Annotated in this window: 22 protein-coding genes and 1 pseudogene; 6 read left to right on the top strand and 17 right to left on the bottom strand. The window is 69.4% G+C overall.

Annotated features, from left to right (window positions below; genetic code table 11):
* The first annotated feature begins 362 nt into the window (after positions 1–362).
* Positions 363–3194, top strand: coding sequence for a BTAD domain-containing putative transcriptional regulator (locus tag ACQP03_RS23235; protein WP_433458442.1), 2832 nt, complete (start codon positions 363–365; stop codon positions 3192–3194).
* Positions 3191–4714: a hypothetical protein gene (locus ACQP03_RS23230; RefSeq protein WP_433458440.1), complete on the top strand. Its 1524-nt coding sequence runs from the start codon at positions 3191–3193 to the stop codon at positions 4712–4714. The genes ACQP03_RS23235 and ACQP03_RS23230 overlap by 4 nt, the downstream gene beginning before the upstream one ends.
* 445 nt (positions 4715–5159) lie before the next feature.
* Here the strand turns inward: ACQP03_RS23230 and ACQP03_RS23225 are convergent, their stop codons facing one another.
* The gene (locus ACQP03_RS23225) at positions 5160–5732 is read right to left on the bottom strand and encodes a DNA-binding response regulator (protein WP_433458438.1); all 573 of its coding nucleotides are present in this window, start codon (positions 5730–5732) and stop codon (positions 5160–5162) included.
* Between the two features lie 199 nt (positions 5733–5931).
* On the opposite strand from ACQP03_RS23225, the gene ACQP03_RS23220 reads away from it, so the two are divergent.
* Positions 5932–6198, top strand: a complete 267-nt coding sequence (locus ACQP03_RS23220; protein ID WP_433458436.1) for a hypothetical protein — start codon at positions 5932–5934, stop codon at positions 6196–6198.
* Here the strand turns inward: ACQP03_RS23220 and ACQP03_RS23215 are convergent.
* Positions 6188–10306 (bottom strand): glycosyltransferase, encoded by a 4119-nt coding sequence (locus ACQP03_RS23215; RefSeq protein ID WP_433458434.1) that lies wholly within the window; start codon positions 10304–10306, stop codon positions 6188–6190. The genes ACQP03_RS23220 and ACQP03_RS23215 overlap by 11 nt on opposite strands.
* 53 nt (positions 10307–10359) lie before the next feature.
* Positions 10360–10914 (bottom strand): hypothetical protein, encoded by a 555-nt coding sequence (locus ACQP03_RS23210; protein WP_433458432.1) that lies wholly within the window; start codon positions 10912–10914, stop codon positions 10360–10362.
* 237 nt (positions 10915–11151) lie between these two features.
* On the opposite strand from ACQP03_RS23210, the pseudogene ACQP03_RS23205 reads away from it, so the two are divergent.
* Positions 11152–11353 (top strand): annotated as a pseudogene (locus ACQP03_RS23205) (macro domain-containing protein); the annotation flags it as partial.
* Positions 11354–11642: 289 nt separating this feature from the next.
* On the opposite strand, the gene ACQP03_RS23200 reads toward ACQP03_RS23205, so the two are convergent.
* The 6 genes from ACQP03_RS23200 to ACQP03_RS23175 all read right to left on the bottom strand — a co-directional run bounded on the left by ACQP03_RS23200 (position 11643) and on the right by ACQP03_RS23175 (position 16850).
* Positions 11643–12104, bottom strand: coding sequence for a DUF4262 domain-containing protein (locus ACQP03_RS23200; RefSeq protein WP_433458430.1), 462 nt, complete (start codon positions 12102–12104; stop codon positions 11643–11645).
* Positions 12105–12121: 17 nt separating this feature from the next.
* Positions 12122–12490, bottom strand: coding sequence for a hypothetical protein (locus ACQP03_RS23195; RefSeq protein WP_433458428.1), 369 nt, complete (start codon positions 12488–12490; stop codon positions 12122–12124).
* Positions 12491–12596: 106 nt separating this feature from the next.
* Positions 12597–13139 carry a hypothetical protein gene (locus ACQP03_RS23190; protein WP_433458426.1) on the bottom strand — a complete coding sequence of 181 codons (543 nt, stop codon included), beginning with the start codon at positions 13137–13139 and terminating at the stop codon, positions 12597–12599.
* The gene (locus ACQP03_RS23185) at positions 13136–13690 is read right to left on the bottom strand and encodes a hypothetical protein (RefSeq protein ID WP_433458424.1); all 555 of its coding nucleotides are present in this window, start codon (positions 13688–13690) and stop codon (positions 13136–13138) included. The genes ACQP03_RS23190 and ACQP03_RS23185 overlap by 4 nt, the downstream gene beginning before the upstream one ends.
* A 314-nt stretch (positions 13691–14004) precedes the next feature.
* Positions 14005–15642 carry a VWA domain-containing protein gene (locus tag ACQP03_RS23180; protein ID WP_433458422.1) on the bottom strand — a complete coding sequence of 546 codons (1638 nt, stop codon included), beginning with the start codon at positions 15640–15642 and terminating at the stop codon, positions 14005–14007.
* A 38-nt stretch (positions 15643–15680) separates the two neighbouring features.
* Positions 15681–16850, bottom strand: a complete 1170-nt coding sequence (locus ACQP03_RS23175; protein ID WP_433458420.1) for an AAA family ATPase — start codon at positions 16848–16850, stop codon at positions 15681–15683.
* 117 nt (positions 16851–16967) lie between these two features.
* On the opposite strand from ACQP03_RS23175, the gene ACQP03_RS23170 reads away from it, so the two are divergent.
* Positions 16968–17117 (top strand): hypothetical protein, encoded by a 150-nt coding sequence (locus tag ACQP03_RS23170; protein WP_433458418.1) that lies wholly within the window; start codon positions 16968–16970, stop codon positions 17115–17117.
* Between the two features lie 79 nt (positions 17118–17196).
* Here the strand turns inward: ACQP03_RS23170 and ACQP03_RS23165 are convergent, their stop codons facing one another.
* The 5 genes from ACQP03_RS23165 to ACQP03_RS23145 all read right to left on the bottom strand — a co-directional run bounded on the left by ACQP03_RS23165 (position 17197) and on the right by ACQP03_RS23145 (position 21333).
* The gene (locus tag ACQP03_RS23165) at positions 17197–17679 is read right to left on the bottom strand and encodes a hypothetical protein (protein ID WP_433458416.1); all 483 of its coding nucleotides are present in this window, start codon (positions 17677–17679) and stop codon (positions 17197–17199) included.
* Between the two features lie 31 nt (positions 17680–17710).
* Positions 17711–18958: a DUF4314 domain-containing protein gene (locus ACQP03_RS23160; RefSeq protein WP_433458414.1), complete on the bottom strand. Its 1248-nt coding sequence runs from the start codon at positions 18956–18958 to the stop codon at positions 17711–17713.
* Positions 18955–19617 carry a hypothetical protein gene (locus ACQP03_RS23155; RefSeq protein WP_433458412.1) on the bottom strand — a complete coding sequence of 221 codons (663 nt, stop codon included), beginning with the start codon at positions 19615–19617 and terminating at the stop codon, positions 18955–18957. The genes ACQP03_RS23160 and ACQP03_RS23155 overlap by 4 nt, the downstream gene beginning before the upstream one ends.
* 99 nt (positions 19618–19716) lie before the next feature.
* A complete protein-coding gene (locus tag ACQP03_RS23150) occupies positions 19717–20805 on the bottom strand; it encodes a M23 family metallopeptidase (protein ID WP_433458410.1) in 1089 nt (362 codons plus the stop codon).
* A 114-nt stretch (positions 20806–20919) separates the two neighbouring features.
* Positions 20920–21333, bottom strand: coding sequence for a hypothetical protein (locus ACQP03_RS23145; RefSeq protein ID WP_433458408.1), 414 nt, complete (start codon positions 21331–21333; stop codon positions 20920–20922).
* A 1181-nt stretch (positions 21334–22514) separates the two neighbouring features.
* Here ACQP03_RS23145 and ACQP03_RS23140 point away from each other — a divergent pair.
* On the top strand, positions 22515–23027 hold the full coding sequence (locus tag ACQP03_RS23140; RefSeq protein ID WP_433458406.1) for a hypothetical protein: 513 nt from the start codon (positions 22515–22517) through the stop codon (positions 23025–23027).
* 301 nt (positions 23028–23328) lie between these two features.
* Here the strand turns inward: ACQP03_RS23140 and ACQP03_RS23135 are convergent, their stop codons facing one another.
* The 3 genes from ACQP03_RS23135 to ACQP03_RS23125 form a co-directional block, all read right to left on the bottom strand.
* The gene (locus ACQP03_RS23135) at positions 23329–23916 is read right to left on the bottom strand and encodes a hypothetical protein (protein ID WP_433461203.1); all 588 of its coding nucleotides are present in this window, start codon (positions 23914–23916) and stop codon (positions 23329–23331) included.
* A gap of 103 nt (positions 23917–24019) precedes the next feature.
* Positions 24020–24697 (bottom strand): GGDEF domain-containing protein, encoded by a 678-nt coding sequence (locus tag ACQP03_RS23130; protein WP_433458404.1) that lies wholly within the window; start codon positions 24695–24697, stop codon positions 24020–24022.
* A 94-nt stretch (positions 24698–24791) separates the two neighbouring features.
* On the bottom strand, positions 24792–25709 hold the full coding sequence (locus tag ACQP03_RS23125) for a MarR family transcriptional regulator (RefSeq protein ID WP_433458402.1): 918 nt from the start codon (positions 25707–25709) through the stop codon (positions 24792–24794).
* Positions 25710–25799: the final 90 nt, after the last annotated feature.

The following is a 25799-nucleotide window of genomic DNA, read 5'->3' as shown; positions in this document are numbered from 1 at the left end:
CGAGCGCACGGGCAACCCAGTTCAGGAAGCCCGAACTGTGCCATCTCCTGCGCTTCCGGCTTCGTTTCCGCCTCCGGCTTCCCCGTACTCGGTCCCAGATAGCCAGTTCGTCCTACTGACAATGGCGCGTCCAGGCCCCAGTAGAAGCCGACGGCCACGCCGTCTCGACCTCCCTCGACTGCCGGTGAACTGGGCTTGTGAGGTCGTGTGAGGTCGTGTGAGGTCCTGTCAGCCAGCGGAATCGCGTCGTCTTCTGCCGCTCGCCCTACGGTCGATTCGTGGCCCAACGTCTCACGGCGCTGCCCAGCCGGCTCGACGCCGGTCGGCGTCCGGGTCCCGCACACGCCAGCAAGGGAGGGGCGATGAGGTCCAGGGTCACTTCGGCCGCTCACACGTCAGCGGCCACGCTGCTGGTCGTCGCTGTGCCGGTCACGCTCGTCCGCGTCAGCAGGTGGCCACGCCCGCAGGGCTCATGGACGATCCTGCTCCGCGGCTGGGTCGAAGAGCCCCTCAGCGGCGGCTTCCTCGCCGGCATCGCCTACCTCGCGGCGTGGCTGCTGTGGGCAATGCTCGCCGCCGCCATCACGGCCCGCCTCTACGCCCAGGCCGCCCGGATGTCACGGCGACTGCCACGGCTGCACATGCCCGGGCCGCTGCAGAGCATCACCGCGGCTGTCCTGGGAGCGACCGCCGTCAGCACGGCGGCCACCGCCACACCCGCCCCCGCCGGCGCGACCACCGCCGCCGCGGAGACGACCCATGCACCGCAGGGCCCAGCAGCCACCGCGCGCGCCCACCCCGACGACCAGACCACCTCACCAGCCAACGGCAGAGACCAAGCCAAGAACACCTACACAGTGCGGCGCGGCGACACGCTGTCCCGCATCGCCCAGGACCGCCTCGGCGACGCGGACCGCTGGCCCGAAATTTTCACCGCCAACCGGGGCACCCGCTTCCCCCACACCGGTGGGACACTCCGCGACCCTGACCTCATCTACCCGGGCTGGACACTGCGACTCCCTCCCACGCTCGAAGCACCACGCCAAGCACCACGCACGGCGCCTGCCCCAACGCCGACGACATCAGCTCCGTCAGGATCGCCCAGCAGCCCGACCGAAACGGACACCGACGACGACGGCCTCGTGGAATCCGCCCCAGCGCCCACGTCCGCGCCAACCGACCACGCTTCGGCGTCGGGACCTGCTGCCACGCCCACCACTCGCACCGCCGACGGCCGAACCACCCCAACGCCGCGACCTCAGCCGGGTGTGTCGCTCGGTACGGGTAGCTGGCTCGACATGGGACTCGCCGCCGCGATCCTCGCGGCGGTGGCCCTCGTTTGGGCACACCGCGGTCGCCGCTACATTCCCCGGCAACCCACCGCGCGCCCACGCCTCGACGACCCGAGCATCGAACCGATGCCAGCAGTGGTCATCCGGATCCGTCGCGCTCTACGGGCCCTGACACCGAACACGGAGACGATTCCTGACCCCCGCCCCGGCCCCGACTTCGAACCTCTGCACGACGAACCCGTCGCGGATGCTGACTCGGACCCGGCAGACGCGGCCGACGACGAGACCTCCACGCTCACGGCGCACGAGTCGCAGCCGCCTATACCCGCGCCGACCCGCCCGCTGATCGAGGTGTGGCCGTCTGCGGGACTCGGTCTGATCGGGCCCGGAGCCGAGGCAGCGGCCCGAGGCGTGCTGGTGTCCGCCCTCGCCGCCGGCGGACCAGTTGACCCCAATAGCCGCCACCACGTCGTCATCGCCTCGGACACCCTCGCCACGCTGCTGGGCACCACCACAACCACACTGGCGGACGCGCCGGGGATGACCATCACCAGCGGACTCAGCGACGCTCTGAAGCTGATCGAGGAGCAGACGCTGCACCGTGCGCGCATGTGCGGCGACTACGAGGTCGACACGATCGCCGACCTGCGGGACCGGGACCCGATCGTTGAGCGCGTGCCTCCGATGGTGCTGATCGCTGCCCCCGCCGCTGCTCATGAGCGCACCCGCATCGCCGCGCTGCTCACTCAGGGACACCGACTCGACATCCACGGCGTAATGCTCGGTGCCTGGCCCGAGGGCGACACCATCCTCGTCGCCGAAAACGGCTCCACCAGCATTATTAAGCACGAAGCGAAACTGCACAGCTGTCCTGCCGCCGTCGGTCGCCTGAGCGTCATCGACCGCAGCGAGACCGCCGAACTGCTGCGACTCCTCGCCGAGTCTCATACCGGCGAGCCTCAACCGCCAGCAGCCGCGCAGCGCATCCCACCTGACAGCCTGGTCGGCGCCGCCCACGCGCCGAACCCCACACTCGAGAATTCTGCCGCCGCATACCTGCAGGAGCGCCGCGACCACGCCGGGAACGAACCGCACCTGGCGGGCGACGACCGGTCTTACAGCACCGGCGGACGCGTCGACGTTCGAGTGCTCGGCGGGGCCCGCATCGTAGACATGGACACGACCACGCCGCTGCGCGCGAAAGCCCTCGAACTGCTGGTCTACCTCATCGTCCAGGACGGCGACGCCGCACAGGACAACATCCTCGACGACCTGCTGCCCGACGCCCCCGCGTCGAAGGCACCGCACCGCCTGCACACCTACGTATCCGCACTACGCAAAACCCTCCTCCTCACCGGAGGACCCGCCACTTACCTTACTCACCCGTCGCGCCGCTACGTCCTCAACCGCGACGCCCTCGACAGCGACCTGTGGCGCATGCGCACCGCACTGCGCGACGCCGCCCTCGCCACCACCGACGCCGACCGCACCGCCGCACTGCAACGCGCCGTCAACGCCTACGACGGCACACTCGCCGACGGCTTCGACTACGAATGGGTCGAGGCATACCGCGAGGGCATCCGCCGCCAAGCCCTCGACGCCCACCTCGCCCTCGCCGCCGCTATCCCTGACCCGACACAAGCCCTGGCCGTCCTGGAAGCCGCCATGCGCCACGACCCGTACGCCGAAGCCATCTACCAGCAAGCGATGCGCGCCCACGCCGCACTCGGACACCTCGAGCAGGTCCGCTCCCTACGCCGGGCCCTCACCCGCCGGCTCGACGAGATCGACACCGAACCCAGCGAGGACACCCTCAGACTCGCTGACCGGCTCATCGCCGACCTGCGCCGGCAGAAGCCAACCGGGAAGCTCGACTCCCACAACAGCGGACTTCACCCATGACGACAGACCCTTCGGCGGCATCCGACGCTCGTCGTGGCAGCCTGCACGATCAGCCCAACGGCGGCGGGGACGGCGACGGCCCGCAGGCGACAGGCTGTGACCGCAACGGCACCGCGTGGCCCCTGCGAGCAGCCGTACTCAACGGCCATCCTGGGCCCGCCCGCAGCCCTCAGGGCGGGTCGACGCACCGGCAAGCTTCCTTCCCGGCGACCCTCGACGCGGTGGACGCAGACCTGGCCACAGCAGTCCGGCAGGCCGCCTGGATACGCCAAGTGTTCTACGTCCTAGTGCTGCTGGTCGCCCTCGTTGGACAAGTCACCGGCGCCGTCGAAACACTCGGCGTCCCGGTAGCCGTCGCGGTCCCGGCCGTCGCGGCACTCGAACTGGGCGGCGTGGTCGTGATGGCCAACGCCGACGTGCGACGCCGCCTCGGTGAACGGGCAATCGGATCACGCCTGCTGTCCACCGCGATCGCCGCCGGAGCCGTCACCTTCAACGGGGCCGCCCACCCCGACCACCTAGTTGGCGGCTTCTACGCAGGCATGTCCGCCCTCGGATACCTCGTCTGGCTGATGCACGCCGGCAACCAGCGCCGCGACCGCCTGCGCGTCACCGGGGGCCTGCCGCCCACACCACCCGCCTACGAGTTGTTCGGGCACTGGATCTGCCACCCTCTCGTCACTTCTCGGGCGCGGTCCATCGCCAAGGCTAACGGCCTCGACCTGTACGAGTCCCTCGCTGCGGCCCGCACCGCGATCGCCCGTCGACGCCGCGACGCCGCAATCGCCATGGTGCTCCATCGCAAGATCAGAACCGCCGTGGACCCCACCACCGCCGACATCGCCGTGCACGTGTACGACCTGGACGAGATCGCCGCACGCCTGGCAGCCACGGCCGACTACAACGGGCTGACCGGGCTCCTGGCCGCTGACCTCGCCCCGGCGCGGATCATGGCGCCTCATAGTTTCCGTCACCGCCGTCGCTGGTTCAGGCAAGAGCGCCTCGCCGACACACCACCGGCGCCTGAGCCCACCCCCTCCGCGCCGCAGGCGCCCACCGCGTCGGTGGCGGACACGCCTCGCGACGACCGGCAGGAGCCGAAATCAGAGCCAGAGAAGAACCCTGAACCGGCCCTGAGCGGCCACCAGCAGAGTGCCAAGAGCAGCGACGCCGGCCCGCCTATAGTTCAGTCCCCGGACGACCCGGCCGACGCGAGACCGGCAGACAGGACCGTGGACGACAAGGACATCCTCGGCGCGAACGCCAACGAGGAGACGGACGACGGCGATCAGAATGCTCCCGCCGACGACGCCAACGACGACGAGGACTCGGAGGTGCCCCGGGGAACCGCGCAGGCAGTGGCCTACTGGCTACGCAAGGAGCCGAACCTGGACCCGGAACTGCTCGCCGAGAGGATCGGCAAGTCACTGCGATCGGTCTACCGATACCTGCCGCCGGACTACCCCCGCCGACCGGGGATCGCCAGGCGACGGACCCGACGCCAGCCCGGTCCCGCTTGACGCGCGAGCCACAGCGAGTGACGTCGACAGGCACCACGCCCGCCCGGCAAACGAGGAAAGAGCCGCATTTTCTACTCGAGAGCCCGCAGGTGGGCTAAGACTGCGGAAGGGAGATCAGTACAGGATGTGGCCCTCTTTGAGTGATGGCCGAAACTAGGTAAGCGACAGGCGACGGATTTGCTGCTGCTTAACGTCATCAGGCCTGCTGTCGGCGTACCGGCTTCCGTGCAGAGACAGATACGGCTTTATGTACAAGGCTTCACCGGGGCAGGCGACCTTGGTGGTCGGCCGCCTTGACGGTTGTGCGACTGACCAGCATGCCCGGTCGATGACGCTGCGTGACGGGCGTCCAGTCGACATCTCCGCGCGGCATCCGCTTTTTGCCGAGTTGAGTGCGATTACCCAGGCGCGGCGATGTCATACGGGAAGCAGTGTGGTGGCCGGCTCAGATCCAGCCGCGATCACGGGCGTACATCAGCGCCTCGGTGCGGTTGCGAGCGAGCATCCGGCCGTAGAGCTCCCGCAGGTGCCGGAACATCATGCGCTCCGAGTAGCCAGCGCTCTTCGCGAGCCCTGCCACCGTGCCGCCGTCGGCGAGCTGCCGGAGCCAGGATCGTTCCTGCTCAGACGGCATGTCGGCGGCACGGTCGTCGGTCGCGAGTGAGCGAACGACGTCAACGGGAAGAAGAGACTGGCCGCCGAGCAGCGCGGCGAATACCCGCTGCAATTCGGCCGGCGAACACGAACGGGCGACGGCGCCGGCAGCGCCGCCCCTGACCGCTTGCACGTACGACCGGACGTCCGGCTTGTCGATCAGCACGAGGATCGGCAGCGTAGGGCGACGCTCGTGCAGCTCGGCAAGGACGTCCCAGCCGAAGTCGCGGGAAAGCCCGAGCACCACTGCTTGATCCACGTCGTCCAACCAGCCGACCACATCGTCCGGCGAGTCGACGGCGTGGCCGAGCTCCCCCAACGCGGCCGCGACGCCGCGGCGGCACAGCGGCAGCGGATCGACCACGGCGACGCGAACACTCATCGATCTGGCTGCCTCCCGGCGTAGATCTTCCGCCGCGGGATGTCCGCGCCACCACCGTCAAGGGGTCATTTCCGCCGACCGGTGTGCGACATGAACCACCCCCGCCATGGCGTATCCCTGTCACCGGAGTCGTCGTAGACCGGCAGCTGGATCCGGCCGTAGCGTCCCGATCGGGGGTTGGATGATGGTTGATGAAGACTTTGGCATGCCGGACACGACGTGGATCGACGACAGCGACGAGTGGGGTCACTGCCAGTACAACCCTGTAGGTGGGGAACTTGTCGTGGGCCAAGCGGTGCGGCTGAATCTCATCGACCCGAGCCCCTTCACCGACCGGCCAATCGGGCAGATCGTCCGAATCACATCCTCGCACGGACGACGATACGCGATGGTCCGCTGGCCGGACGGTGAGAAACCTGTGCCGCGGTGCTTTCTCGTCAAGGTGTGAAGTGCCTGTCGGCCTTTAGCCCGCCATGGCCAGCGCCGCACGCAGCCCGATGTGCGCGCGTCAGCATCGTCGGATCGGCGCGATCGCCGAACTGCCTGAGGACCAGGTCGTTGTAAGAGAGAACGCCGGGCTCAGCCGCAATCGCCCGCGCGGCAGCGAAGGCGGTGACGGCTTCGTCGATTGGATGATCGCCGAGCAGGGCCAAACCGAAGCGCACGACCCCCTCGGCGTCCAAGAGCTGGTAGTCCCGGTCCCCGCGAATATCACGCCCATCGAGGGCACGGAGGAGATTGAGCGCTTCGCCGAAAACCTGGCTGGCCTTGTCGTGGTCGTGCTGGCGGATCGCGATCAGACCCTGAATTCCGAGGACTCCAAGCGCCCCAGGCCGGCTCGCATATCGAGCGCCGCGATCGGCCGCCTTCCCGGCCTCATTGACGTCCGCCGTGTCAAGGAGCGCCAGGCTCTGGGCCAGGTTCGCCTCCCGCAGCAACCTGTGGTTGTCCAGGCGGACGCCGATTGCGGCGGCTTCGACAGCCAGGTCGAGGGCCGAGTCTGGACGTGCCGCTAACAGCGCGCTCGTGGCCATCGCGGCCAGCACCTGACCGCGCGGTAGATCATCGCTGGTCTCCTCGGCCAGGTCCAAGGCTCGTTGAAGAAGCCGGTTGGCGAGCCAGTAGTCGCCGCGTTGCCGAGCCACCCAGGCCCGCGTCCGGAGCAAATGGATCCACTTCCCATCCCGGAATCGGGGTGGCGCCAACTCCCGGGTGAGTCGCGCGGCCTCGTCTAGCTCCGTCTCGGCCTCGTCGAAAGCGCCCGCCTTGACCAGGCACCGCGCTCGGCCCGCCCGGGCATTAATCTCCACGTCCATCAGATCGTTGCTGGCCGCGTCCACCGTCGCCCGCCGGAAGTATCGCTCAGCAGCCGCAGTTCGGCCCATGTCCACAAGGGCATTGGCCATTTGTACGGTGACCGTCGGCACGTTGAGTGGGCTGCTCGACTCGGCGAATCGCAACGCGTCCCTGATGTCGCCCAGGTCGTCGGTGTGGCCCTCGAACTGGCGACGAGCCGCGACCAGGTACGAAAGGTTCATGCCCTCCAGGTCGGGACGTCTGAGGTTGCCACTCAGCTGTTCGCGCCAGGATCGGAGGACGTGGCTCTGACCCCACCGCGCCAGGAAGTTGTCGTCGATCCGGTTCATCACTCGCAGGGCGTGTTCCCAGCGACGTGACCGCAGGCAGAGCTCCACCTCGCCGTACTGGGGCCAGAGGTCCTCCGCCCGCTTCGGCTCCGGCAACCGCTGCGACGCGAAATACATCACCCCACGCCGCCAGAGAGCCTCGACCGTGAGGGCGCTCGGCGAGCCTGCCTCGTCCTCGGTGATCAGCGAGGCACGGGCCAGTTCTGCCTCTGCCGCAGGTAGATAGTAATGCTCGTCGTAGCCGCGAATGACGAACGCCGCCAAGAGCGACCGCAGCAGAGACTCGGCGTCCAGCGTCGGCGCCACCTCTTTGAGCAGCGCGGTGACCGCCCTCGCCGGGACCTGCCGACCGAAGACGGCCAAGGCCTGCACAACCCGGCGCTCATCGAGGTTCAGGCGCTGAAACAGGAATTGAAAGAGCTGCGCGTACGCCTGGGAGGGCTCGGTGAGCGCGGGGGTCACGGCATCGAGGGTGGTCAGGCCGTACCGCAGCACGATTCCAGCGACGAACTCCAGCGCTCGTGGATGACCGCCGGTGCGGTCGAGCAACAGCTCGATCCGGTCCGCCGGTATCGTCCCATCACCGACCAATCCTCCCAGGAATGACTTGGCGTCCGGGGCAGGAAGGCCGCGATCGAGGTTCACCGGCTCGGTACGGCCACCCAGCGCGGGGTCAGGGGCGACCGACCCGCCGGTCTCCGCGACTCGGACCGACATGACGACCTTGATCTCGTTGTCTTGCCTGGCCAGCTCATGCAGAAGGTCGGCAAGGTCACGATCTCTCCAGACGCCGGTGCCGTCAAAGAGCTCCTCGGCGTCGTCAATGGCCACCGCAACAGGGCGTTTGCCAAGCGCCGCGATCACCTTGGGCAGCATCACTCGCCATGGGTTACCGCGCACGCCTTCGACGAGGTCGGCAGGTGCAGCCGGACCAGCCGCCGCCACTAGGTCTTCGAGCAGTGTCGGCACAGTAATCCACCGGTATCCCCGAGCGGAGAAGTACACGAACGCTCGCAGCGGTGTCGCGCCCTTGCCATCTACGTGCTCGTCGCGGAGCGTGCGCAGCATGGCGGTCTTCCCGATACCATCTCCGCCCTCAAGCCGCACCAGCCGGAAGCCCGGACGGGACACGGCGTTCGCCAGGAACTCTCTCTCCCTCTTCCGATCCCGGAAAACGACTGTGGCGATCGAGGGCATCTCGTTGATCGCCAGGAAGTCGTGATCCGGCGCGACCGCCCGCAGGCGGCCCGGCTCCGCCCGAGCGACCGGCGCTTGCCTGGCGCTGCCGATCGTGTCCAGGGCGCTCGCCAGGGCGGTGATTCCCCGGAGATAGCTGCCGGTGAAATCGACCTCATGGCTTCGGGGTAGGTCGACCGGTGGCCGGGCCCCGTACTGCTGTCGCAGCACCACGACCGGCTTGTTCCGCTCGACAGCGAGCCGCAGGAACGCGACGCAGAAGTTGGCGTCGCTCTGCCGGGCGCTCTCGGCGGTCAGGACGAACAAGACGACCTCGGCCTTGTTGAGGATCTTTTCCATGGCGGCTTCGGTGGAGATGCGTCCGGGCCAGTGAAACGGAGTCACATGGTCGAGTGAGAGCCTTGCGCTCCGGGTGAGCCGGTCGACGAACTCGTACGCGCCGGCATGGCAGATGAAGACGGTGACGTGGTTCGAGCTGGTCCCTACGTTGGGCCGGAGCAGGACTGACGCCGTCTCCAAAACACCTTGCGCCGCCGTTGCCCAGGTCACCGTCGACCGCAGACGATCGCGCAGGTCGGCGGCTGCCCGGAGACGCATCTCGGCCGGCTGTCGGAGCACACGGGCGATCGCTTGCCCCCACTCCTGCCCGTCCCGAGCGGCGTTCTTCGTCACTGGCACGACCATCCCCGGCGCCTCTTTCTCGAGGAGACGAGCCAGCCCACTTCGGTTGCTGACCAGCGCCGGCGTTCCGGCCTTGATCGCCTCGACACCGGCCAGTCCGAAACCCTCCGCTCGGGACGGCATGAGCACCAGATCGGCGCGAACGAGCTCGTCCTGCACGGACTTACTGCTGGTCGTGTACGGGCGTGGGCGAATGTCCAACCCATCGAGGCCGGCCCAGTCCTGCACCGCTTTGCGGGTGGCGCGCTGCTGACCGTCCTGGACACCGAGCAAAGTCAGCTGAAGGTCTTGGCCGTCCCTTGACAGGATCCGGATGGCCTCCCCGAACGCGCGTGCGGCGATGTCAACGCCCTTGATCTCAGCGTCACTGAGCCGCCCGAGAATTAGGATCCGAGTTTTCCGGCGCAGCGACGATGGCCTCCGCCGGCCCACGTCGCTTCCGTCCGGCGAGTCGAATCCCGGGTCGATCTGGATCGGCCGTACCGCCACGCCGTCGGCCGTCTCGAGATCGATCATTGCCCGCTCGTGCAGAAGGGGCCCAACGGCGAGCACGCCGTCGGCCGCCCGCATCAGGTGAAGTTCTTCCTCCCACTTCAGCTCGGCCAGGCGGCCCGGCGGGTCCTCCATCGGGTTCCGATGCCACTCCATCTCGTCGGGATCGGTATGAACGAAATGCAGGTAGACGGCGCTGTGCCAGTGGGCGCGATACTCCCGCGCGAACCTTCCGGAGACACGGCCATGTCCAATGATCACATCAACCGGCAAATTCATCGGAAGCTGTGGGTGAGGCATCATCCGCTCGCCCTCCGAGCCATCAGGGACGCGCGTAGACAGCAATCGGACCCCACTTCGCTGCGCGTGGTCGAGGTCCTCTTCGGTCGCGGCCAGTACGAGGCAGTGCACCTCGGCGCCAGCGTTGGCGAGGGCGATGCAAAGGTTACGGTTAAACGTGCCAACCCCACCCCGGGCGGAAGGCCAGTGATGATCGATCGCAAGCACGCGGAGGGGCGGAACCTCCGTGCCGTCCATCATGGCCACATGATGTCACTCAGTGCGATCGATGTGAGTCGGCCATCCGACTGGGATCAGACCGACGGGTCGGTCCGGCCACACACAGGACATTCCTCCCTCTCAGACCAGCTAAACCGGTCGAGGTCGGCGGGAGCGATCGGCCGCTGGCTCAGTTCCTGGCGGGCGGCAATCCGGAATTTCCAAATCGCATCCGCATACGCATGGTAGGCGTCGTGGTATGCGGCCCCGGAAAGCTCAGCGCCGGAACGGACAGCGTCCCGGATCGCGACCAGCGCGAAGAACACGGATTCACTGGCCTTCGCCATCTCGATCGTCGCCGACATCAGCAACCGCTCCCGAGTGCTGTACACCTTCGAGTCCTGCAGTGCCTGCCCTGCGGCAACCGATCGCTCTTTGCCGTTCGCCACGGCCCGGACCACGTCGCGCAGCGCGGAATGAGAATCGTGGACCGCCACAGCGAAGTCGACGTATGTGGCCAGACGCTCCGACTCCCGGTCCCGGCTGCGCTGGGCGCGATCGGCACGGACACCGGCGACCATCGTCCCGGCAAGGGCGATGACTGCGCCAACGCCCGCACTCGCGACCGGGACCCAGCTTGTGTCAGCCACGCAAACCTCCCGAGTTGTCTAGGTCAACTTCCGATCGGACCGGCGACGGTGACCGTACTTAGCTTGATGCCCCGACACAAACACGGGGCTGAACGACTCTCAGAACATGATTCACCGAGCTGAGCCGAGGCCTTAGCCCGCCGGTGTGATCCGAATTGCCGTTGGTGGGTGAGGAGCATCGACCAACCGATGTCGATCTGCATCATTTGATCACGCCCTCATGGCCGCGACAATGTGCTCGCCGATGAACTCGGCGCGCGGACCGTCGCCCTCCCCGCGACTGCCACCGGCTCGTACGGATTCCCTCCCGACCAGGCCGCCCAGATCTCCGTGGCAACGGTCAAGGCCACCCCAACAGCGGTCCAACGGGCACGACTTGTCGCATTCGACGAGGACACCCCGAAAGTACCTGCAAGCGGCAGCGGCTTGCAGCGACTGACACGTCCGCATCTGCCGCGTTCCGGGCACGCATGCGTCTGCGATGGGGTATCCGAGCGTAGCCGGACGGAGTGACTCCGCATGAGTGGCGAGGGAACCCGGGTCGACCATCCTGGGCTCCGTCGTCATGTGGATCTTTGTACGTAACGGCGTACCTACCTGTGTACTCCGATCTGTACGCCGACACCTGCCCTCGCTGGTGCTGCCATCTTTGTGGGCTAGCGGTCCGGTCGTGCCCGGGATCCGGCACCTGGGGCGTCCGGATCCCGGAGCGGCGCCGCTTGGTCGCGCTACATCTGGGCGATCAGTGGCTGCGCCTGCGGTTCGAGGCTGTACCCGCTGTCCCAGGGGAACCGGCCCTGCTGGTCGGGCCAGACGAGTTGCTGGAGGCAGATCTGGTGGCGACCGTAGCGGACGATCGCCATCCCGGGCACCAGGTCGTCGGTGGGTGACCCGTCGATGATGATCGCGTCGTAGCCGGCGATGAGGTCGCTGACGCGCTGCCCGTGGGTGAACCGTTCGGCGGTGTCGTAGACCCGGCGGGCGAGGTCGTTGAGCAGGCAGTGGGCGACCTCGGTCGGTAGCCCGGCGATGAGTAGTTCGGGGTAGTGGTGGGCGGTGAGTCCGACGGTGTAGGCGAACGGGGTGGTGGTGTCGGGGTCGTCGTCGGTGGGCAGGACGTGCGTGACGGCCCAGCCGATGGTGTCGATGATCTGTTCTTGGCGTCGGGGGACGTCGTCGATGTTCGGCATGGGTGGGTGTCTCCTGGTCACTCGGGACTACCGGTGAAGTCCGGCTCGGGTGGTTCGACGTCGACGAAACCCCAGAGTCGTTCCATGACCTGGAGTTGCCAGGTGCGGTAGCGGTCGGCGAAGCCGCGGCAGACCGCAGGCGGGACCGGGCTGCCGGCGTAGGGCAGGGTCGAGTGGCAGATGATGTAGCCAGCGTCTCCGCGCGCCTCGGTCACCATCTGCTTGAGCCGGCCGGGGTCGAGGTACATCGGGTTACCGGGCTTGAAGATGCAGGTGGCGCACTCGCGGGCGAGCAGGCGGGTCTTGCGTAGGTCCGGGTCGCCGACGTTGAGCCGGGCTGGACGATCGGTGGCCGGTTCGTCAGCGGGCTGTGATGTGCTGTCCATCGTCAACTCCTTGTCGTTGGGGTGCGGGGCCCGCATCCATGGATGCGGGCCCCGCGAGTCCGGGTGAAGGGGTTGGCCCGGCGCCGGGTGGGCACGGGTGCGGTTGTCAGAGCTGCCTCAGCCAGGCCAGCACCGCGTCGATGTCGGCGCGGCGTAGCCCGTGGTAGGGGTTGACCGGGCGGAGCAGGGTGGGCGTGCCGTCGGTGGTGCGCTGGTCGGCGGTGAACGGGTCCTTGCCGCCGAACTCGTCGTCGAGGACGGCGAGTGGCCGCCGCGCGGCCCAGGCGTAGAGGGGGCGGAGTTTGCTTTGGTGGCCGAAGCGGACACCGACCGCGTCGACGGGGACGTGCTGCCAGGTGGAAGGTAGGCCCAGCCGTGGCGCGATCCATTCGACGGCGAGGTGGTTCCAGCTGGTGCACCACACAGGCTGGGCGTGGTCGGCCAGTTCCCGCAGCCACGGCCCGTGATCGGGGTGCAGCCAGACGGTGCCCGTGACGTGCTGGCCGTCGGAGTCGGGCCCGTCGTAGCGGTGCGGCTGGTAGCCCAGCGGGGTGGCGTGGGTGGGGTCGTCGGGGTTGAGCACGCCGTCGACGTCGACGGCCACGATCGGTGCGAGCGCGGGGCGTGCCAGCGGTGGGGTGCTGGTCACGGCCGGGCATCCTGTGTGGTGACCGGGTGCAGGGGCACGATGAGCCGGCCGGCGGCGCGGCCGGGGCCGTCGTCGGGTTGCCAGGTGTCGGCGGCGGCGTGGCCGGGGAACGGGCCGACGGCGGCGAGGCGGCCACCGGCGCGGTTGAGCAGTACGAGGACGGCGGTGCGGGCGTCGTCGAGTGCGGGGCGTAGGGCTGCGGCGAGGTCGGTGGGCAGGTCAACCCAGCAGGTGGCGGGCAGGGCCGTGATGGCGGGGGCGTGTAGCGGCACCGGCCTGGTCGCGGTGAGGGTGGTGCTGTCGAGGGCGAGCGTCGCGGCGGGGGAGTCGGCCGCGGTGGCGCCGTTGGTGGGGCCGTGCGCGGTGAGTTCCCCGCCGGTGTGGACGGCGAGCAGCGTGTGCGGGTCGCGGATCTCGAGGGAGTCGAGGATCGCGAGGGTGATCGTGTCGCCGGTGTGCAGGTCGGCCAGGGTGAGCATGACCGGTCGGCCGTCCGGGTCCCGGCTCCAGATGATGACGTCGAAGTGTTCGCTGGCGACGTCGCCATGCATGGTTGTCGGTGTCGAAGGGGTACTCGTTGTCGGTGCCGTAGCGCATGGGGTGAACTCCTTGTGATGGGCATCGTCGTCTCGCGTCGCGCCTGGTCGGTTAGGGACTGTCGGGGACGCGACGCATCCACGCTTCGATGACGGCGGATGGTCAAGTTGCGGCCCGGCGGCGGAGAGCCGGCGGCGGGCCGCGCGATCCCGTGGCTGGGGTACTTCGTGAGTGGCCGCGCGCGACGCTGCCCGGCCGCGGCTCGTTGCAGCGCCGCACCCGGGGGGGACTGGTTGGCCGCCCGGCCGGGTCAGGTTGGGCGGGGGGTTCAGGCCTGGGCGAGCGTCGTGACGGCGGCGTCGGCGATCGCGGCGATGGCGTCGACCGGGTCGGTAACGGTCAGGGTGGTGGTGTGCGTGAAGGTGTTTCCCCAGATCTGGTCCGGGTCGGTTGGCTCGCCCGCGGCGGGCGGGTCTGCGGGGTGAAGCCACAGCACGGCGCAGCCGGCGCGGTGCAGGGTGGTGACGAGTTGTTGGCCGGCGGGGATGTCGTCGAGGTAGCCGTCGGAGACGACGGCGAGCATCCGTAGGGTGCGGCCGTGGCGTAGGTCGAGGAGGTGGTCGGCGACCTTGACCGCTTCGGGGAAGGTGGCGGTGGCAAAGTCGGTGCGCATGTGCAGCACCTGCCTCGGGTAGGTGCGTGGAGGTATCAGGATGGTGGTGCGGTCGCCGAAGCCAATGGTGGTGGTCGTCGCGTCGGCGCGGCGAGCGGCGTGGGCGAAGATCCACGCTGCGGAGGACATCGCCTCGGTGTAGCGGTCCATCGACCCGGACAGGTCGACCAGGATCGCCAGGTGCAGGCGGGGTTTCTCCGGAGGCAGCTGTGCGCGTTGCTGCCACGGGGCGGCCGTTGGCAGTTGCCCGGCGGCGGTTTGCGCGTCGGCGGTGATGGCGTGGCGGGTGCGCAGCCGACCGGGTGGGATCGCGGAGGGCCGCCGGCCGGGCTCGGGGTGGCGGGTGCGGGCCTGCCGCAGCCGGTTGGCGAGGTCGCGGGCCGCGCGGTGTTCCTGCTCAGTCGGGTCCCGGTGGTCCCACTCCGAGGGCGGGCTGTGCCGGCGGGTTACCAGCGCCGCGGCGTACTCGGCCGGGGTGACACCAGCGGCGATCGCGAGGTAGTCGACGAGGGCCGCGGCGAGGCGCCCGGGGAACAGGCCGGCGTCGGGTACGGGCGGGTCGTCCTGCTGGTCGGGGTCGATGCCGAGGACCTGACACCACCGCCGGGCCAGGTAGATCATGGTGTCGGCATCGGCGTCGTCGCAGGTGTGAGCCTCGCGCCAGATGTCGCGTAGGTGCCGTAGGCGTTTGCGTCCGAGGACGCCGGTGATGGCGGCGCGGACGGGGCGGACGTCTTTGCTGGTGACGATGCGGGCGTCGACGCGGGCCAGGAGCAGGGCGGCGAGTTGCCCTGCGTGCCACGCGTCGTCGACGGCCGCGTCGTCGGGGTCGAGGAGGGTTGTCACGACATGGCGCAGCCAACGGCGGTCGCCCCGGCGGCGGGTGCGTTGGCGTCCTTCGGCCCGGGATTCCTCCAGCATGTCGGCGACGTGGGCGAGGATCGGCGGGGTGCCGGGCGGGGTGGCCCAGCGGCTGTGCGCGGCGTGCGCGGCGCCGTGCACGAGCAGCCCGTAGCCGGTGGGCACGATCCGCTTATGCCGGGCCTTGGCCGGGTCGGTGACATCTGGGCTGTTGGCGATGTAGGTGGCGTCGACCTCGATCCGGTTCAGGTCGGGGTAGAAGCACTCCGGCGCGTCGCCGGCGGCGCCGGGGGCGACGAGGACGGTGAGGTCGGTACGGCCGGTCAGCAGCGGGACGTGTTTGGTCCACGCTGCGGACCAGTCATGCCAGTCGCTGGCGCCGACCGGCGTCGGCGGTGCGCCCTGCCGCAGGTGGGTGCTGGGGTGTGACACGGATGGGCTCCTTCCAGGAATCCGAGGTGATTGGGGGGTCAGCGCTTGCCGAGGGCGAGCGCGGTGATGGGCGTGCCGGTGTGTCGGGACAGGGCGGCGGTGACGTCGTCGCGGGCGTCCTCGGGGGCGATGCCGGCCAGGTTGGCCAGGGCGGCGGTCATGCCCAGGTGGTCGCGAACGGTGACGAAGCCGAGGAGTTCGCGTAACTGGGGTGCCCACACGGTCTTGCCGGCGGTCAGGTCGGCGTTGAGGTCGATCGCCGCATTGACCACCTGTTTGGGGACGCCGAGGTGGCGGGCGAGGTCCCAGTCGGTGGTGACGTGCAGGTGGACCGTGAACCGGGAGGCCAGGGCCTCAGTGAGCACCGCGCCGTGCACGCCCGGGTTGTGGCCGGCGACGATGTAGAACCCGTCGACGGCCGGCACGGTCTCGTTGCCGTTGGCGGGGATGGTGATCACTCCGCGACCGTCCATGGCGGGGTACAGGACGGCCAGGACACGGGGCGGGATGAGGGTGGCGTCGTCGACCAGCAGCACTCGCCCGTCGCGCATGGCGGTTACGAGGGGTCCGTGGACGAATTCGTAGCCGCCGCCGGGGATCGGGTTGTAGGAGCCGAGGAAGTCGTCGACGACCGCGTCGCCGGTGCCGGCGACGGTCAGCAGGTCGGGGAACGCGGCCTCGACCATGGCGGTCTTGCCGGTGCCGGGCGGCCCGTACAGCAGCACGGGCACCTGCTGGGCGCGCAGCCGCCGCAGTTCCTCGACGTCCCAGCCCTTGCCGAGCCGTCGCGGGTGATACAGCGTCCCGTTCGGTCGCGGTACCGGCGCGGGCCGCGCCTGCCGCCCACCGCCGCTGGCGGTGCGGGTGCCGGGTGAGGCGGGTGGGAGGGTGCCGGCGGCGTCGATGCCGGCCTGGGTGATCTGGAAGCGGTGGTGCGGGTCGCGGTGGTGGGTGGCGTGCCCGGCGGCGGTCATCTTCTTCAGCGCCTCGAACACCGCCCCGGACGACGGTGCGCCGATCGCCCGGGTGATCTCACCGACCTTGAGGATGGCGTCGGTATGGTCGGCCAGGTGCAGGGCGACCCTGCGGTAGAGGTAGCCGGACCGGCCGGAGCCCGCATCGGTGGTGGGAGTGTCAGCGCCGCTGGCGGAGGCTGGGTCGTTCTGCGGTGCACCGGCCGGCGGGGCCGGCGGGTGTGGTGTGGTCATGGGGTTGCCTTTCAGGGGTCGGGCCCGCGCACCCGTCTCCGGGTGCGCGAGCGGTGGGTACCGCACAGCGGAGACGGGTGGGGCCAGCCCCCACTCGGCCCGCATTAGGCCGGGCAGGTGGGCGACCACCCCCTGGTGGTGCTGAAGGGATACGGCGGAATGTCGGATCGCCGCTGGTGCGTGCTGGTCGGTGTCGACGTTCTGCGGGCGGTGTCGGCGCCGACGATGGAACGCCCCACAGTCCAATCGATCAAGTCGGATTGGTGAGCGGTTCGGGATTGCTGGGTGCCGGCTGTCTACGCAGGCACATCGAGGGTCGGGAGCGATGCCGGTGGCCCGGGCGTGGTCAGTCGGCGCAGCCCCGTTCGCAGCCCTGCGGGTCGCACTGCTGTCCCTCGGCCATCCGGGCCAGGGCCAGCCTGTCGTCGCCGTCGAGGTCGTCGAGCAACGGCCAGCCGAACCCGTCGGCGAACGCCGTGACCTTGGGCGCCCCGTACATCGGGTAGCCGGCGTGGTCCATCCCGGCCACGATGTCGTCGCGGCCAAGGAGCCAGGCGAGTTCGCTGAGCTTGTCCACCGACCGGCTCGCCGAGTTGCCGCGGTGGTCGAGCACCTTCCCGATAGGGAATCGCAGGTAGTCGCGGGCGTAGGTCTCGTGGTCGACCCGCGGGGTCCATGCCTCGGGGTCTCGGGGGGTGATGATCTGGCGGGTGTCATCGAGGTCGAGTGCCTCCAGGAGCACCTCCTCGCGGAAGCCGAAGATGTCCCCGCGGTTGGCCCGCAGAGCCCAGACCCGGCTGACGATCTCCTTTTGGGTACGGATGGTCACTGGGTTTCCTTCCCGTTGGTGTTTCCTGTCGTCAGGGTGTGTCGGATGCCGCTGCCGAATCCGGCTCGGCCTCGGCAGGCGCGGCGTGGTCGGGGGTGGCGGCCTGTGCGTGGTCGGGTTCGGGCAGGTCGCCGACGATCCGGTGGCAGTCGTACGGGTCGATGGCCTCCCAGCACCAGCTGCGGCCCATCACCACGTACCGGCCGTCGCCGTCCGGGGCGATGCGTTCGATGGCTTGCGGGTCGGCGGACATGGTTCGCTGGTCGGCGACGATGACGTCGCCGTCGAAGGACAGGTCGGCCAGCGCGGCGTCGACCCGCCGGTCCAGGTCGTCGGCCGGCACGGCCGCGTCCCGGAGGCTGTCGCGGTGCTGGTCGCGGTGGCGCTGCTGGTCAGCGACGATCGACTCGGCTACCGGGCGGGTGCAGGAGAACACCGCCCACCCGTTCCAGTGGTCGATCAGAGTGCCGACGAACCCGACCTCGATCCTTTCGTCGCCGTCGGGGCCGCTGCTGCGCGCCCAGTCCCCGGAGAACACACCGGCGCCGCCGATACGGACCCGGTCGGGGTGCAGGTGGGACAGATCCGTGCCGGTGGGGCTGGCCGCGAGGTGACACAGTTGAACAACGCGGTCGGTGGCGGCGGTGTCGTAGGCGTTGCGGTAGACGGTCATTGCCTCGTCGCGTTGCTGGAGGCGCAGCCCAAACCAGGCGGAGACGTCGTCGGTGGCGTCGGCGAACAGCTCCCACCCTGCGACGTCGACCGGCTCTCCCGCCGAGGAAAATCGGGGAAGGGCGTCGAGGACGGCGGGATCACCGTCGTTGACGCCGGCCAGGATCCGGCGCGCGGCCAGGCGGGTGTCGCCGCTGGCGCGGGCGCCGATGGTGTCCTGGGCCCACCATTCGGCGGCGGTGCGTCCGGCGTCGGTGCCGGCGGCGCGCATCCGCTGCAGCGCGGCGGCCCATTCGGTGGCCTCGGCGACCGGGGCGCCGGTGGGCGACGGGGTGGTGGCCGGTGCGATGCGGTCGCCGGCGTCGAGGCACATCGACAGCGTCGAGCCGCTGTCCCAGGTGACCTCGACGAGGTTCTGCCGCTGGTCGTGGCGGCGGACGGTGCCGGTGTCTCCGGGGCGCAGCAGGGTGTGCGGGTCGCTGGTGTGGACTAGGGCGACGCGCTGGCCGGTCTCGTAGCTGGCCATGGTGATCTCCGATCGGTCGTCGGGGTCGGTAGAAGGGCCGCCGTCGTCGGCGGCCGCGGACAACAGGGGGTCGGTGTTCATCGGGTTCCGCCCGTCGGGTCGCCCGTGGTGGGGGCGTTCGGGGGCCAGGGCTTGCGGGTGACGTGGTCGCCGAACATCGGGTCGGTGGCGACCGAGGAGCCGCAGCGGGTGCAGGTGGTGGCGGTGTCGTAGCCGTAGCCGGCCATGGACGGCACCTCGACGTGGTCGATCTCGTCGACCGCGCCGCAGACGGTGCACACCGTCATCTCCGTGCCGCCGCCGTCGTCGGGTTCGGTGATGAACAGTTCCTCGACGGGGTCGAGGTGGTGGGCGCTGTGCCGCAGCCAGCGGCCGTGGACCGTCGCCTCGTAGGCCACCAGCCGCCGCTGGTCGAGGTACAGCAGGTACAGCCACTCGAGGGCGCCGCCGACGTCCTCGTGCAGCACGCCCTGCCGGAGGGTGCCATGGTCGGCGGGGTAGCCCAGGCCCGGTACGGGCGGCTGCTGGTTCCAGCGGCGGGGCTTGGGGTTGACGGCGAGGGACCACCAGTTGCGGGACAATAGTGCGATGGCCATGGCGTCGGTGTCGCGGCCGAACGTGTCGGTCCAGATGCGGCGTAGCAGAGGCACCAGAACCTGGGGATCCTCACCGAATTGGATCAAGCGGGCGGTGTACTTGCCGCGGAACGCGGCAACGCCGATCAGCGTTGGTGTGCTCACGTGCCTTCCTCCTCAGGGATGTGTGGATGGGGTTGCGGCAGTCGTCTCGGGCGAGACGGCCGCCGAGCTCGGGGTGCCATGGATCCACCGCCGTCACAGCTAGGGCCTTTGGCCGATTGGGCCGTTTTGAGCCGCCATGAAGGGCACCGGATCGATCGCGCCGTTCGGGCTGGCGTCGCCGTGGTGGTGCACCTCGTAGTGCAGGTGCGGGCCGGAGCTGTGGCCGGTGGAGCCGACGACGCCGATGGGCTGGCCGACGGCGACCGGCTGCCCGAGCGTCACCGTCGGGGGTTGGTCCATGTGGCAGTAGCGGGTGAGCAGGCCGCCGGGGTGGTCGATGTCGACGTACCAGCCGCATCCGCGCGTGCGTGCGGGGTCGCCGTCGCGGTCGCAGCCCCAATCGGCGCCGGTGTCGGCGTAGACGGCGTCGCAGGCGACGGTGCGGACGGTCCCGGCGGACGCGGCGCGGATGATGGTGCCGCGCGCGGCGCTGAGGTCGACGCCGTCGTGACCGGGCCGCTCCGCGCTGCGGAAACGCGACCCGACAGGGGCGAGGACCGGCTGCGTCCACGGGCCGGTAGCCCCGCACCCGGCCAGCCCGTCGGTGGGGAGGTTGACGGTGTCGGCGATCGCGGCGACAAGGTGGGTGGCTGGTGCCTCCCATGTCGCGTAAGCGTCGGGGAAGGCGCTGACCTGCACGGCCTGGGCGGCCTCGGTGAGCGGCATCGCCTGCCAGCCGCTGACGGTGGCCAGCTTGTCGAAGAACTTCTCCGACGCGTAGCCGGGGTCCTGCAGCTGGGCGGGGGTGCCCCACCCTTGGCTGGGGCGCTGCTGGAACAGCCCGACCGAGTCCCGGTCGCCGCCGGCCAGGTTCCGCAGGCTGCTCTCCTGCAGGGCGGCGGCGACCGCGATCACCCAGCCGCGCGCTGGTAGCCCGAGGCGAGCGCCGGTGGTGACGATCGCGGCGGCGTTGCCCACCTGGTCGCTGTCCCAGTCACCGATCGCCGGCCACTGGATCGGCGGCCCGGGTGGCGACGTGCTGGCTGACGTGGGTCCGGTAGTGGCTGGCAGGGGGTCACATCCGGCGGTGGCCGAGCCGCCGGCGAGGAGTCCGCCGAGGCCACCGGCGCAGAGAAAGAGCACGGCGATGAACGCCACCGCGACGGACAGCAGAGATCGGAGCTTCACGTCGGCCCCCAGCGGACGAGGGGATAGGTGCGGTAGGGAGCGCGGTAGGGCGTTGAGTGGCGCTGAACGGGGGGAGAGGCGTGACCGGGCATGACTGGTCCTCCTGGTTGCCGGCTAGCCGAGGCGGTGGACACCGGCCGGATCGCCGTCGCCGGTGTGCACGGCGACGGTGTCGTCGGCGGGGCTGATCACGTAGATCCAGGAGGCGTCGAGGTCGAGGGCGCGGCTGAGCGGGACGACGGTGAGAGGCTCCGGCTCCGTGTCGTCGAACGTCACGCCGACACCGCCGACGGGGTGCTGGTGAGGAAGCGACCGGGTGTCTGGGGTGACGTCGGATCCGAGGTAGTACCAGTCGTGGGCGAGGACCGCGTCGATGAGGGCTTGGGTGTCGCGGCGGGCGGTGGTGGCCCAGATGCCGCGCAGGTGCGCGATGAGCGCCAGAGGGCAGCCGTCGAAGTGGACGTAGCGGGCGTGGACAATGCCTGGCTGAGCGGGACCGATAGCGCTGACGTAGCAGATGGTTGCCACGGCTCGTGTCTCCTCGTCGTCGTGTTTCTTGCGGGTACGGCGACGACCGCGCGGCCGGGGTGGGCCACGCGGTCGAAGGTCGTAAGATCTCTTGGCCCGCGTCGGGCGGCGTTGGGTCGTTGCGTCTGGGCTGCGGCTACGCGGCGTAGGCGGCGGTCAGGGTCGCGCCGGGGACGCGGTGGGGCAGCCGCTGCGGGACCCGGGGCAGTAACTGGGTGGCAGCGGCGGCGAGACCGTTGGCGAACCAGCCGACGAATCCGAGGGGGGCGCGGGCCGGCCGTTGTGTGGGTTCGCGGGTAGGTGCCGGCTGTGGCGGTGGTGTGGCTCGCGCGGCGCGCATCGCCCGTTGTGCCTGCCTTGCGGCCGAACACGACCCCCTCTGGTCGGCGCACTGCAGGTTGGCGCACCGATTGTCCGGTGCGGGTTGGTGGGCGGTGAGGACGTCCACGGCCAGCCGCCACAGCAGGGGGTCGGTGACTTCACGGGGGACAAGGGCACGGTGGGACGGTCGGGTTCGGCTGCGGCCGGACATGGCGGGTGACCTTCCGTCGGAGTTTTGGGCAGGGGTCGTCGTCCGGTCGGGGCCGGTCGTGTGTTGCCTGATTGCCGCCTCGGACAATGACCTAGTTGATCGACGCTTCTCTCTCGACGAAGGTCAAGTCGTCTGCCTGGGGTGGTGCCATAGGGCACTGTGTGCGGCGCTGTGACTGGGCGCCGTAGTTGGCGAATTGGCGAGCTAGTTGGCCAGAGTGCGCTGTCGGCCGGGTCGGGGAGCCCATCTGTGGGCTACGCGGTGCGGGATGTGCTGGGCGGTTAAGGGCGCTCGAACGCTGGCGTGTCGGTCTCGCTGATGATCTGTTCGATCAAAGGGTGGGGGCGGCGTCGGAGTTCGGTGTAGATGCTGCCGCCTCGGGCAGGCCGGGTGATGTTAAGGCATCGGGTGTTGAGGTAGTACGCCTCGGTGCCGCCGATTCGTGGTGCTTGCAGGTCGGTCAAATGGTGGGGGCGTACTTCAAAGTGCTTCCATTGATGGTGAAACCCCCACCCGTATTTACATGGGGAGGTGGATACAAGATCTCGGAGGCCAGTGCCGTGGCGTGCCGTGCCCGCTCCAGCCCTTGCCAGATCTGCTTACCCTGATAAACACGGCGTCCTCAGGGGGTAGCAGTAACATGTCGCAGTTGATCAATGTCCTGGCCCTTGTGGTTGCGTTAGCTGCCGTTGTCACATCGTCGTTCTTGGCCGGGCGAGCGCTTCGCTTGAACCAGAACGCCAACCATCTGCCCATCGTGCTCGATGCACTGAAGGCGCAACGATTGCCAGAATTCACGCGTCGAGAGGCGGAGCTGTGGGAGGAGCTGCCCAAGCATGACGTCGCCCTGGGCTTCACCAGACTCCCGGAGCCGCTCCGAGGTTGCGCCTTCGAAGTCAGTTGCTACTACCAGCACCTGAGCTATCTTGCGGAATACGGTCTGGCCGATTGGGATTTCATTGCAGTGCAGACCACTTACCGGCTGTTACGAACCTGGGATTGCATTCAGGCGCATGTCGATGCGGAGCGGAAGTACCGGGGATCGGAAAGCTCCTTTCTGAACTCGTACGAGGTATTTGCCGGGAAAGTAAAGCGAACCGACATCGACGCCGCGACTGCGCGGCTTTACCGCCGCGGGCAGCGCCAGCGCGAACTTCGGTGAACACCTTCCCCCGCGCTCGGTGACTTGGCGTAGTCGACGGACGTTCACGACCCCTCCCGCAGGCGGACCGACGTCGATGGTTGTTGGGTACTTCGTGGCATACGCGGCTCTGCATCTCGAGCAGTACGCCGACAACCGCTGCACCGAACCGCCTTGATCACTGCCCAGAGCCCGCCGACTAGCCTGCCCAACCACGCTAAAGGACCCTGGTCAGCCCAGCGACTCTCGCCGACTAGCCTGCCCAGTCACAGGCGCGCGGGTGAGGTCGGGACCCGCGCTCCCTGCGGGGCGTCGGCGGCCGTCAGGAGGTCGTCGGCGTGATTCGGCCGGGCCTGCTGGTGGTCTGCACGAGACGCGTCAGTGCGGAGCGAGTGGCCGGTGCGTCGTCGTGGTCGTCGTGGTCGTCGACGCGGACCACGGGGTGCGGTTCGCCCCGCAGCCTCGTGATCCGGTAGCCGCGGCGGTCGGCGTCGACCGCGTCAACGCGGCGGATCTCGTGCAGGTCGTCGGACTCGACGAGGATGTCCTCGTAGCAGACTGCCCAGGCCAGCAGGCGGAGTCCGGGGGTGGGATGCGCGAGGAGGCCCGTGATCAGGCCGATGTCGACGCAGGCCGCGAGGGTGGGCCGGGCGATCGGCTGGTTGCTGTCGAGTGCGGTGGCGAGGTCCGGCAGGAGGTCGGCGAGTCCGGCGCGGTAGCGGCTGATGCGGGTGTCGTTTAGCGGTAGGTGCACGGCGCGCATCTGGCGTCTCGGGCGGTGCGGTGCGGCGGGGGCGGGTCGGTCCTGAACGAGCAGCAGGAGAGGCGGGCGGCCCCAGCCGAGACGGTCGAGGTTGGCTTCGGTGTCCAGCAGGCACCCGGTCAGGGTGTGGACGGCGTGGAAGGACATCACGGGGATGGGGCTCCTTGACATACGCGAAGCCCCGCAGGCCGAATGGCCTGCGGGGCTTCTGGTGTGTGCGGGGACGTGGTGCAGGTGGCGCCGGGGTGTGTTAGCGCAGGTCGCGGTAGCGGATGGCGATTCCCGGCGGCGTGGCGTTGTCCGGGTCGTGGGCGCGGATGTCAGAGCGATTGCGTTTGGCCAGGTACATGGCCTGGTCGGCCGCGTGCAGGAGGTCGCGGGGCAGCATGTCCGGCTCGGCGAGCGCGTACCCGACGCTGGCGGTGACGATCACCTGCTGCCCGGCGATCTTGTACGGGAGCTCCGAGATGCGCCAGTGGGCGGCCTCCGCGGCAGCCTCGACCTCGCCGTCGTCGCCATGCACGACGAGGGCGAACTCGTCACCGGCGAGATGCGCGGCCAACGCTACCGACGGCCCGAGGGCCCGCAGGCGGCGTCCCACCTCGCGCAGCAGGTCATTGCCGTGCTCGTGGCCGTAGGTGTCGTTGACCTGCTTGAACCGATCCAGGTCGATGAGGACGAGCCCGAGAGGTTCCCCGAGCGAGAACGTGGCCTCGAGGTGGGTCCACAGGGCCCGCCGGTTCGGCAGGCCGCTCGTGTCGTTGCGCGTGGCCATTCGGTGCCAGTAGGACCGGTCACGGTCGCGGGCGGCCAACGCCTGCCGCTGGTAGTGAATGATGTGCCGCTGCCGGGCGAGCAGTGCCGCGGCGACGGCGAGACCAGCGAGGACTCCGCCGGCCGCGGTGAGGTAAGAGCTCAGGTGACACACTTGACGTCGCTCCTTCTGTAGTAAGGAGCACCGGGGCGGGCGTGGTTCCGCCAAGTTCGACGCCCGCCCCGGGCTGCCAGCGGTAACGGTTTTGCTAGGTGGTTGTCGGGGCGAGTTGGAAGGTCGCCGGCTTCTCGGCGACCTGAACGGCGACACCGTCGGTGACGAGCTTGTGCACGGCGTTGACGACCGCGCCCGCGCTGGCCTTGGCCGAATCGGTGTCCTCGTTCGCCTGGTCGATGGCCTTGCACAGTTGGCTGGTCTTGAACGGCTGCCCGGGGTGGGCTTCGAGCACGTCGAGGATGGCCCCGCGCAGGCTGCCCTTGGACCGGCGCGGCTTCCCGCTACCTGACGCGCTCGGAGCATCCGAGGGGCTGCTGCACGCAACGGGTTCGTCGCTGCCCGGCGGGTCCGCACTGGGTCGGGAGTCTGCCTGACCAGACGCGTCGGCTGCGGCCGGATCCTCAGCGTCGGCCGGAGAGACCTCGCCGGCCTCCGCGTGCGTTGTGGTCGGTGCGTCGGGGACGCTGTCCGGCTGGGCGGCTGGGTCCGGTAGGGCTGCCTGGCCCGGGTCGCTGTCCGGCGTTGATCGGCGTTCGTCGTCCGGCTGAAGACTGGTCGAGTCGTCGTCCGGTCTCGCCGCCCCGGCGGTGCTTGTCTCTTCTGCCGGGCGGGGGGCCTCGTCCGGTCCGTGAGCCTCGTCGGCATTGTCGCCCCTGAGTGCGGGGGGCGGGTCGCGCCTGGCGTCGGTCGTGGTCGCCGGCGGGTCATCGCTGTTGGTGCTGGTCGTGGTCTTCGACAGGTGTCGCCAGAGCGTGGGGCCGTCGTCGGCGCGCAACGGTTCGGCCTGGCCTGCCTCTGCCAGGGTGCGCAGTCGTTTGGTGGCCGTCGAGTAGCCGACGCCCGCGTGCTGCGCGATCGCGGCGGCCGTGTCCTGGCCAAGTGCTGCCAGAGCGGCGGCGACCTTGTCGAGTGCGCTCGGTGGCGCGGTCTGCTCGGTCGTGTTGTCCATGAGTCCTCCCTGTGGCTGTTGTGGCGTCTGCCGGGATGTGGCGTGCACTGATCCACGCTTCGGCAGCGCCTCGCGATCAAGTGCGGTGAC

The sequence above is a fragment of the Micromonospora sp. CA-248212 genome (genome assembly GCF_050948405.1).
Lineage (GTDB): Bacteria > Actinomycetota > Actinomycetes > Mycobacteriales > Micromonosporaceae > Micromonospora.
Note: the sequence above shows the minus strand (reverse complement) of the source record. Positions and strands in the feature narration are given on the sequence as shown.